This is a genomic window from Dyella sp., from assembly GCF_035508675.1.
In the GTDB taxonomy this organism is placed as follows: Bacteria; Pseudomonadota; Gammaproteobacteria; order Xanthomonadales; family Rhodanobacteraceae; genus Dyella_B.
Window position 1 is genome coordinate 1 of record NZ_DATJMN010000392.1, and the last position, 10186, is coordinate 10186.

At 62.3% G+C, this 10186-nt stretch carries 10 protein-coding genes; 8 read left to right on the top strand and 2 right to left on the bottom strand.

The window, feature by feature from the left end; genetic code table 11:
- Window positions 1-1611: MASE1 domain-containing protein (locus tag VMA74_RS20805; RefSeq protein ID WP_325370505.1), on the top strand; the 1611-nt coding region annotated here is incomplete at its 5' end.
- A gap of 28 nt (window positions 1612-1639) precedes the next feature.
- Here the strand turns inward: VMA74_RS20805 and VMA74_RS20810 are convergent.
- Together VMA74_RS20810 and VMA74_RS20815 are read right to left on the bottom strand one after the other, a co-directional pair.
- Window positions 1640-2050, bottom strand: coding sequence for a hypothetical protein (locus VMA74_RS20810; protein WP_325370507.1), 411 nt, complete (start codon window positions 2048-2050; stop codon window positions 1640-1642).
- Between the two features lie 494 nt (window positions 2051-2544).
- Window positions 2545-3690 carry an aldose epimerase family protein gene (locus tag VMA74_RS20815; RefSeq protein ID WP_325370509.1) on the bottom strand — a complete coding sequence of 382 codons (1146 nt, stop codon included), beginning with the start codon at window positions 3688-3690 and terminating at the stop codon, window positions 2545-2547.
- 332 nt (window positions 3691-4022) lie between these two features.
- Between VMA74_RS20815 and VMA74_RS20820 the strand changes: the two genes are divergently transcribed.
- The 7 genes from VMA74_RS20820 to VMA74_RS20850 form a co-directional block, all read left to right on the top strand.
- Window positions 4023-4736, top strand: coding sequence for a FadR/GntR family transcriptional regulator (locus VMA74_RS20820; protein ID WP_325370510.1), 714 nt, complete (start codon window positions 4023-4025; stop codon window positions 4734-4736).
- A complete protein-coding gene (locus tag VMA74_RS20825) occupies window positions 4733-5689 on the top strand; it encodes a 2-dehydro-3-deoxygalactonokinase (protein ID WP_325370512.1) in 957 nt (318 codons plus the stop codon). Before VMA74_RS20820 ends, VMA74_RS20825 begins: the two co-directional genes overlap by 4 nt.
- On the top strand, window positions 5686-6321 hold the full coding sequence (locus VMA74_RS20830) for a 2-dehydro-3-deoxy-6-phosphogalactonate aldolase (RefSeq protein WP_325370514.1): 636 nt from the start codon (window positions 5686-5688) through the stop codon (window positions 6319-6321). The genes VMA74_RS20825 and VMA74_RS20830 overlap by 4 nt, the downstream gene beginning before the upstream one ends.
- Window positions 6318-7466, top strand: coding sequence for a galactonate dehydratase (gene dgoD / locus VMA74_RS20835; RefSeq protein WP_325370516.1), 1149 nt, complete (start codon window positions 6318-6320; stop codon window positions 7464-7466). The genes VMA74_RS20830 and dgoD overlap by 4 nt, the downstream gene beginning before the upstream one ends.
- Window positions 7466-8251, top strand: a complete 786-nt coding sequence (locus VMA74_RS20840; protein WP_325370517.1) for an SDR family oxidoreductase — start codon at window positions 7466-7468, stop codon at window positions 8249-8251. The genes dgoD and VMA74_RS20840 overlap by 1 nt, the downstream gene beginning before the upstream one ends.
- Window positions 8248-9138, top strand: coding sequence for an SMP-30/gluconolactonase/LRE family protein (locus VMA74_RS20845; RefSeq protein ID WP_325370519.1), 891 nt, complete (start codon window positions 8248-8250; stop codon window positions 9136-9138). Before VMA74_RS20840 ends, VMA74_RS20845 begins: the two co-directional genes overlap by 4 nt.
- 227 nt (window positions 9139-9365) lie before the next feature.
- On the top strand, window positions 9366-10186 hold an 821-nt coding region (locus tag VMA74_RS20850; protein ID WP_325370521.1), incomplete at its 3' end, for a sugar porter family MFS transporter.

Consider the following 10186-nt stretch of genomic DNA (forward strand, 5'->3'; position numbering starts at 1 on the left):
TTGGCGCATCTTGGGATAGCGGTGGGTTACGCGCTGGCTTATTTAGTCGTTTTGGGGGCGCTATCGAATGCGCCTTGGCCGTTCGCGGCGGGATTGCGCATTGCCTGTCTTTTGTTGGTTCCCTATCGTTATTGGCCTGCACTGGTAATCGGCGAGGTGGTGCCGCTTGCTTATCGCAACCTCGGGTACGCGGAGGATTTTGGGCACACATGGGCTCTTCTCGCTTCTATACCGCCCATCATGCTGGCCATGCCAGTGGTGTGGTGGTTCCGCACGCGTGCCGCGCTTTTCCCCTCTCAGGATTTGGTCGATGTCAGAAAGGTCCTGTATTGCACGGTCTTATTAGCAGTGCTTTGGGCGGCTGCAAGCCTTGCGATCATCTCCACGATACATTCAAAAAGCGGCCCTTATCACATGCCGGCGGGCATCGCCTTTTCGCTCTTTATTGACCTCTATCTTGTCTTACTCATGGTGACGCCATGGGTGGTCATCATCCATATTCATCATCATGAGGGGTCGCTGCGGTGGCCGTCGTGGCGAGCCATGAAGACTAGTGCCGCGTCGAGAGATGGCTTGATCTCTGTTTCGCTATTCACCGCGCTGACATTGCTGTATTGGATCGTGCCGGAGACCGTCAAGCCGGCCGTGATGCTGGTGCTCTCTTTCCCTGCGCTTGGCTTGGCACTCAAACACGGGTGGCGAGCCTCCGTATTTGGAGGAACACTTTGCCTGATCAGCATCTGCTTGGTCGTGAAGTGGGTGCCGGACCCCAATGTTCAACAAGTTCAAGCATTGCTCGCTTCCATGATCACCTGCCTTTATCTGTTTGCTGCTCGCCTTTCCGCGCAAGCACAGATGCTTGACGCGCTTCGACACGAAACCTTCCAGACGCAGAAGGTGGCCAAGAAAAGCCTGGTATTGAGCGAGGATCGGTTGCAACAAACTTCCCAGGCGCTGGAGTGCGTCGTGGGCATCCTGCGCATGGATTACACCCGTGTCATGCAGCGCTTCATACCCGAGTCGATGCGCGACGACTACAGCCAGGACTTCTGGAATGTCCAGCGCGAGGTCTACCACATCGCCGAAAGCATCTACCCTAGCGCGTGGCGCGAACGCGGGCTGGCTGCGGCGATGGAGGAAACCATCGGAACCGCGTTGCGCGAAGCGGGCATCGCCTATTCCTGCGAAACGCCAGGGCGTCGGCTACGTTTCCTGAGCGGGGCGTCGCAAGTCGTGCTCTATCGCATGGCGTGTTCAGCGGCTGCGAATTTCAGCGCCTCGCCCGCCTGCATCGGCGTCCATCTCAGCCTGCGCATGGGGCGGCGCGACGGCGCTCCATGGGTAGTCTTGCGCATGGACAGTACGCTGGAGGAATCCCAGGTTGCGTATGGCCTTCTGCAGGCGAAGGCGCGCAAGGGCGTGGCCGCCAAACTCGGCACCCGTGTGACCGCCGATAGCGAATTGCAGCTGTTGACACGCTTGTTCCACGGAAATGCGCGTTGGCGCACGACCTCTGCCGGGCTTCGCTTTACCGCGTTGCTGAGCGACGCTGGCTCACGAACGAGCCAGCGCGCCGCCGCCGTCGCGCCGGTTCGACTATGGGCAAGGTGAGCGCAATGGGGATTGCGCCGCGTGATCGTCACTGGGTAACCCGATTCGCGGAGCACTGCCCAGGATCGGGACAGTTGGCCATCATCGCCATGATGCTCACACTGCCGTCGTCTTGTGGAACGGCGGTGATCGTCAGATTGCTGTCCTGGTAAACCACCTGCGTCAGGTCCGGCGACGCCGGCCCGGTGGCGATGGCGATGGCGACATGCTGAGCATCCATGCCTATCGGCAAGGCGAACGTTGCGTTTTGCGTCGTGGCAACGGCTGCACGCACCTGCCCTTGCAGATCGTTGACCTGGATGTACGCAACACCGTCACGCTCGAAGCGATACACGTGATAGTGCGCACTCGCGCTGACATCCGGCGCATTCGGCCATGCCTGCCCCAGCCCTGTGCCGGGTGCGGCATCTTGCGCGGCCACCACGCTGGGGATGCTCAAGGCAATCATCGTGGTCAGGATCGTTTTACGGAGAAGCTTGCGTGAAAAGCGGAACATGGCACGTCCTCGATAGCGTAGAAGGATTCCCCGCAATCAGAGTGCATCAACACATGAAAGCAATAAAAGGCGAATTCTACGCAAGAAGAAGTCCTATTTTGTTGTAAGTTTCTGACCTATTTTTGCCTTTGGCATAGTAAGTGCGCGTCACGCGCCAGGCTCGTGCCTTGTGGTGGGTACGCATCGGTATCGCAAGGGTCACAAGCCGCACGCACGCATGCAACCGCCAGGAATAAAAAAAAGGAGCATCACCGGGCGATGCTCCGAGGGGAAACTTAAAGTTTGAAACGCAAGCCCAGGCTCAAGCTGCGATCCGGGTGGCGGATGCGGTTTTCCAGCGATCTCTCCACAACAGGCTGGCCGTACCGTCGGTGCGCCCGGCTTCGACACGGTTGATGCAGGCGAGGGTGCCGGCAACGTGACGACCCGCCCAGGTGTTATTTCGCCGCCTGGTCGATACCGAAACGGTAGACGATCACGTTGCGATAGATCTCGCCCGGCGCCAGCCGCGCGGAACCGAAGTTCGGATGGTTCGGCGTATCTGGAAACAATTGCGGTTCCAGCACGAAGGCATCGCCCTGGCGATAAATGTGGTGATCCTTGCCGACCGTAGTGCCATCCAGGAAATTGCCCGAATAGAACTGCAGGCCGGGCTTGCTCGACCAGAGGGTCATCACACGGCCGGAATGCGGATCTTCCACGCGCGCCACCACGCGCGGCTCGATTTCCTTGCGGCTGAGCACCCAGTTCATGTCGTAGCCCTTGCCGAACAGCAATTGCTGCGAACGGCCATCGCGAATATCGCGGCCGATCGGCTTGGCGACGCGAAAGTCATACGGCGTGCCCGCGACGGCAGCGATGTCTCCAGTCGGTATCGACGCTGCATCGCTGACCGGCGTGATGGCGTTGCCCGGAATCATCAGTTGCTGATCCATCACCGAACCGGAACCTTCGCCGCCGAGATTCCAATATGTGTGATTGGAAAGATTGACGATGGTCGGCTTGTCCGTGGTGGCGAGGTAGGCAATCTTGAGCTGGTTATCGTCGCTCAAGGTGTAGGTGGCCTTGACCGTCAGCCTGCCGGGGTACCCCTGGTCGCCATCGGGGCTGACGTATTCCATGGTTACGCTGGGCGTGGGGCCGGGCTTCACGTCGAGCACTTTCCACACCTGCATGTCGAAGCCTTTCGTGCCGCCATGCAAGGAATTGGCGCCGTCATTCAAGGTGAGGCTATAGGTTTTGCCATCCAGCGTGAATTTGCCGCGCGCAATGCGGTTGGCATAGCGCCCAACCGTGGCGCCAAAATACTGGCGCCGATCGAGATAGCCCTGCAGTGTGTCGTAGCCAAGTACGACGTCGGCGAGCTTGCCGTTGCGATCCGGCACCCACAGCGATTGCAGCGACGCGCCGTAACTCATGACGCGTGCGCGCATGCCATGGCTATTGGTCAGCGTGACAATCTCGACATCCTGTCCATCCACCGTGTGGCCGAACGACGCGCGGGTTGCCTGGCCGGCTGTCGCAGCGAACGGCAGCAGCAAGGCGGCCATGAAGATGGAGCAGAGCAGCATTACAGATTTCAAGCAGATCCCCTTACGAAATCTATGAGACCGGACGCTCATATGCCCTGTCGCTTCTGAGCATATTGTATGATTATATAGACGCATGACCGCGGGGGCTTTACGCACTGCAGCATGGTCATCGAGCAAGCAGAACTCGGGCAAGATCGTGGTAGTTGGCATGGGGTGGAAAGTGATGTCGACAGGGTTGAAAAAGCGACTGTTATAAGCCAGCGACGTGACAGATACGCATTCGTTACGCGCCGCGCGGACACCCTCCGTCAACCCACCCTACGCATAAGCACTTTCGCAACGCAGCACGCTGATCGCTTTTCCTTCAATCAATCAGAGCACCGATGAGAGTCACAAACGTCCGCAATCTGCATGGTCACGTCATCCAGGAACTTGGGGTGCGGATCGTGAGCGGCCGGCTTCGGCCGGGTGAGGTGCTGCCCCGCGAGGAGACGCTGGCCGAGCAGATGGACGTGAGCCGCACGGCGCTGCGTGAAGCCATGCGCGTGCTATCCGCCAAGGGCCTGGTCGAGGCGCGGCCGAAAGTGGGCACGCGCGTGCGCGAAGAGCGCTACTGGCATCAGCTCGATGCCGACGTACTGGCTTGGCGCTGCGCCTCGATGCCGCCCGCCGATTTCGTGCAGAAGCTGGTGCAGATGCGCGAAATCTTCGAGCCTGCCGCGGCGGCCCTGGCTGCCCGCCGTTGCGACGAGACCCAGCTCAAGCAGATCGAGTCGGCGTATCGCGCGATGGAAGCGGCACGCAATAGTGATGAATGGGCCGAGGCGGACCTGCAGTTCCATGAGGCCGTACTGGTTGCAACCAATAATGAATTGCTGGCATCCCTGTTCTCCGTGGTGGAAACCGCCTTGGGCTCCTTCTTTGTCCAGTCCGCGCGCAAGAGCGGCGATTTCAAATACTCCCTGCCCTATCACCAGCAAGTGTTCGACGCGATCCGGCGGCGGCAGCCCGAAGTGGCGCGAAGTGCGATGCAACAGATGATTGTGGATTCAAGCGCCAACATGAACGGCAAGCGCCGCGCGAGGAAGTCCGCATGAGTACCGGCGTGCGACTGATTGGACTGGATTGGGGCACCAGCAGCCTGCGTGCCTATCTTTATGATGGCGACGGCAAGGTCATGGCCTCGCGCCAGCAGGCTTGGGGTATCCGCCAGCTGCCCGAGGGCGGATTCGTCGGCGCCTTGCAGGCCATCACCGCCGATTGGCCGGCCTGCGTCGCGGTGGCCGCCGGCATGGTCGGCAGCCGCCAGGGCTGGCGCGAAGTGCCCTATGTCGCCCTGCCCGCCGATGCGGCGAGCATCGCGCACGGCATGCTGCGGGTGGACGACTGCAGCAGCCATGCCTTGTGGATTGCGCCCGGGCTGCAGCGGCATCAGCCGGCTGACGTCATGCGCGGCGAGGAAACGCAGATCATCGGCGCGCTGGCGCGGCAGCCGCTGTATCAGGCCAATATGCGTTTCGTCCTGCCGGGTACGCACAGCAAGTGGGCCACGGTGATCGACGGCCGCATCGTCGCCTTCGATACGGTCATGACCGGCGAGATGTACGCGCTGTTGATCAAGCATTCCATCCTCGGCGCCGGCCTTCCCGCCGAGCCACCGGCCGCTTTTGCCAGCGAAACCTTCGTTCGCGGCGTGCTTGCCGCCAGGGACAGCGGCGCCGAAGGCATCTTTAGCCGTCTATTCTCCACACGCGCCTTGATGCTTGCCGGCGAGCTGGCGCCTGCGCAGGTGCCGGATTTTCTCTCCGGCCTGTTGATCGGCGAAGAATTCCGCATCGCACGCCTGCGCGGCGGCGGCAGCGTTTCGCCGCTGTGCCTGATCGGCGAAGCATCGCTATGCGAGCGCTATGCGCTGGCCGCCCATCACTTCAGTTATGCCCCGCCCGCTGTCATCGACGATGCCGCAGCGCAAGGGCTTTGGCAGTTGGCTTCTGCCGCCGGATTGCTGGCCCAAGCCAAGCTTCATTCCTTTTCCGGAGTAACAACATGATGCGCGCGTGGCTCGATGCTCTTCCCCTGGTGGCGATTCTTCGCGGCCTTCGGCCGGAAGAGGCGCTGGATATCGGTAACGCGCTGGTCGCCGCGGACTTCCGCGTCATCGAAGTGCCGATGAATTCACCCCAGCCGCTGGAAAGCATTCGGCTGATGTCCGACGCGCTGGGACAGCGCTGCCTGATCGGCGCCGGCACCGTGCTGCAGCCCGAGCAGGTCACCGAAGTCGCCACAGCAGGCGGCCGGCTGATCGTGATGCCACACGCGGACATCCGCGTGATCGCCGCCGCCAAGCGCGCCGGCCTGTACTGCGTGCCTGGCGTGGCCACGCCGACCGAAGCGTTTGCCGCCATCCAGGCCGGCGCCGATGCAATCAAGCTGTTTCCCGCCGAACTGCTGACGCCGCCGGTGCTCAAGGCATGGCGCGCGGTGATGCCGCGCGAGCTGCCGATGCTGCCGGTCGGCGGCATCACGCCGGACAACATGGCCCCTTATATCGCTGCGGGCGCCAACGGCTTCGGCCTTGGCTCCGCACTCTACGCACCCGGCCGTGACGCGAACGACGTCGGTCGCCGCGCCCACGCCTTCGCTCAAGCCTGGAAAACACATTCCCAAGGAAATCCCGCATGAAAATCACCCGTCTCACCACTTTCCTCGTGCCGCCGCGTTGGCTGTTCGTACGCATCGATACGGATGAAGGCATTAGCGGCTGGGGCGAACCGGTCGTGGAAGGCCGTGCGCATACGGTGGCAGCGGCGGTCGATGAACTGGCTGATTACCTGGTCGGCAAGGACCCCCGCCACATCGAGGATCACTGGAACGTGATGTATCGCGGCGGCTTCTACCGCGGCGGCCCGATCCTGATGAGCGCCATCGCCGGCATCGACCAGGCACTGTGGGACATCAAGGGCAAGCATCTGGGCGTGCCGGTGTATGCACTGCTGGGCGGCCCGGTGCGCGAGCGCATCCGGGTGTATTCGTGGATCGGCGGCGATCGTCCGTCGGACACCGCGAAGGCCGCGAAAGACGCAGTGGCGCGTGGATTCACCGCCGTAAAAATGAACGCCACCGAGGAGATGCACTTCGTCGACACGCACGAGAAAGTGCAGCGCGTACTGGAGAACGTGCAGGCGGTGCGCGATGCCGTGGGGCCGGATATCGGCCTGGGCCTGGATTTCCACGGCCGCGTGCACAAGCCGATGGCCAAGGTGCTGATGCGCGAGCTGGCGCCGTTCAAGCTGATGTTCATCGAGGAGCCGGTGCTGTCCGATCACCTGGAATGCATTCCGGAACTGGCCAGCATTTCGCCCGCGCCGATCGCGCTGGGCGAACGCCTGTACTCGCGCTACGACTTCAAGCGCGTGTTCGCGACCGGCGGCGTGGACATCATCCAGCCCGATCCTTCGCACGCCGGCGGCATCACCGAAACGCACAAGATTGCGATGATGGCCGAAGCCTACGACGTGGCGCTGGCGCTGCACTGCCCGCTGGGACCGATCGCGCTGGCGGCCAACCTGCAACTGGATGCGATGTGCCACAACGCCTTCATCCAGGAACAGAGCCTGGGCATCCACTACAACGCCACCAACGATCTGCTCGACTACATCACCGACCGCAGCGTGTTCGCATACGAAGACGGCTACGTGACCATGCCGACCGGACCTGGCCTGGGCGTGCAGGTGAACGAGGCCTACGTCGCCGAGCGCGCGGCCATCGGTCATCGCTGGCGCAATCCGATCTGGCGTCATAACGACGGCAGCGTGGCGGAATGGTAATGTCGTCGACCATGTCCAGCAGTTCCATGTTCGCCACCTACCCCAGCCTGGCCGACCGCGCGGTACTGATTACTGGCGGCGCGACCGGCATCGGCGCCGCGTTCGTGGCGCACTTCGCGCAACAGGGTGCGCGCGTCGCCTTTTTCGATATCGACGACACCAGCGCAGCTGCATTGATCGCCTCGCTCCCCGACGTACGTCATGCACCGCAGTTCCTGCGCTGCGACGTCACCGACATCGCGGCGCTGCGCCAGGCGATTGCCACGGCAAGCCAAAGCGTTGGCCGCTTCAGCGTGTTGATCAACAACGCCGCCAACGACCGCCGCCATCGTCTGCAGGACACCACGCCGGAAGAGTTCGAGCAGAGCATCGCGGTCAATCTGCGCCATCAGTATTTCGCCGCGCAGGCGGTCGTGCCGGGCATGCGCGAGCTGGGTGGCGGCTCGATCATCTGCTTGGGCTCCACCGGCTGGATGATCAAGAACGCCGGCTATCCCATGTACGCGATGGCGAAGTCCGCCGTGCGCGGCCTGGTCAACGGCCTGGCGCGCGAACTTGGCAAGGACCAGATCCGCATCAATGCCCTGGTGCCCGGCTGGGTGATCACCGACAAGCAGCGCGAGCTGTGGCTGGATGAAGCCGGCGAGGAAGAGATTCGCCGCAAGCAATGCATGCCCGGCTTTCTGGGCGCGGACGATCTCGCACGCGCCGCCTTGTTCCTGGGTGCCGACGATAGCCGCATGTGCACGGGCCACGATTTCATTGTCGACGGTGGTTGGGCATGAGTCTCGAGAGCCCGCTGGTGCTTGACGCACAGAACACGCTCGGCGAAGGCGTGACCTGGTGCACGCGCAGCCAGTCGTTGTACTGGACCGACATCCATGCATCGTTGCTGTGGCGCTATCACCCTGCCGACGGCAGCACGCGCCGCTGGCCAATGCCCGAGCGACTGGCCTCGTTCGCCTTGTGCGAAGACGATGGCTGGCTGCTGCTCGGACTGGCGAGCGGACTGGCGTTCTTTCATGAAGAAAGCGGTGAACTGCGCCGCATCGCCGAGGTGGAAGCCGGCTTGCCGACACGCCTCAACGATGGCGCCTGCGATCGCCAGGGACGCTTTGTATTTGGCACCCTGCACGAACCGGCCAGCGGTGAAGCACGGCGTGCAGCCGGTGGCTTCTATCGGCTCAACCACGATCTGACGCTGGAACCACTGCCGCTGGGACCGGTCGCCATCAGCAACAGCATCGCCTTCAGCCCCGACGGCGCCACCATGTACTACTGTGACTCGTGGCGGCGCACCGTGCATCGCTGCAGCTACGGCGACCGCGTGGCCGATGCATGCATGCACATCGACCTGTCGCAACAGCCCGGCGAGCCCGATGGCTCCGCCGTGGACAGCGAAGGCGGGCTATGGAATGCGGAATGGGGCTCCGGCCGTGTCGTGCGCTATACGCCCGACGGCAAGGAGGACCTCGTCATCCGCGTGCCGGCCAGCCAGCCGACCCGGGTCGCCTTCGGCGGCGAACGATTGAACATGCTATACATCACCAGTGCCCGCGACGGACTTTCCGCCGAGGCGCTTGCGAACGAACCGCATGCCGGTGGCCTGTTCGCCATCGAGGTGCCCTTCACCGGCATACCCGAACCTCGTTTCACCGGCCGGCCTGCATGAGCCGGCTTTTTTATGCGTCGTGAAGAAGATGAAAACATCCGCGCGACGCGTTCGGCCAGGCTGCTGAAAACAGACTGGTCGCGCAGGTCACGGACGGCCTGCCGCGAATCAGGCACCTGAGTGCCTGATTTTATGCATAGCCGGATCCGGACTCGTGTTGGATTCGGCACGTTGAGCAAGTGTGGGGAAAGGCACTTGTTCGACCTACAACCATGACGGAGTCATTCATGAGTGCCAGCATTATTCCAACCACTGCAACAACCCATTCGGACGTGAAGCCTCACGCCAAGGCCACCGCCATCTTTACCTGCGTGCTCGCCGCGCTGGCCGGCCTGATGTTCGGCCTGGATATCGGCGTGATTTCCGGCGCCCAACAATTCATCCAGAAAGATTTCGGCATTTCCGACCATGCACTGGAATGGATCGTCAGCTCGATGATGTTCGGCGCTGCGGTCGGTGCGCTGATGGCCGGCTGGCTGTCTTCTGCACTGGGCCGCAAGCGTTCGCTGATTCTCGGCGCAGTGCTGTTCGTGACCGGATCGCTGCTGTGCGGTTTCGCGCACTCGCCCAGCATGCTGATCGCGGCACGCGCCATTCTCGGCCTGGCCATTGGCATCGCCTCGTTCACCGCACCGATGTACCTGGCCGAAGTGGCGCCGGAATACATTCGCGGCGCGATGATTTCGGTGTATCAGCTGATGATCACCATCGGCATTTTTGTGGCATTCCTTTCCGATACGGCCTTCAGCTACACCGGCAACTGGCGCTGGATGCTCGGCGTGATCGCCATCCCTGGCGCACTCTTCCTGTTCGGCGTGCTGTTTTTGCCGGACAGCCCGCGTTGGCTGATGATGAAGCAACGCGAGCCGGAAGCGCTGGACGTGCTGCAGCGCCTGCGCGGCAACCCCGAAATCGTCGAGCGCGAAGCGAACGACATCCGCGAGCAGCTGAAGATGCCGCAGCGCGGCTGGCACCTGTTCCTGGAGAACCGCAATTTCCGCCGCTCGGTCGGCCTGGGCATTCTGCTGCAGCTGATGCAGCAGTTCAC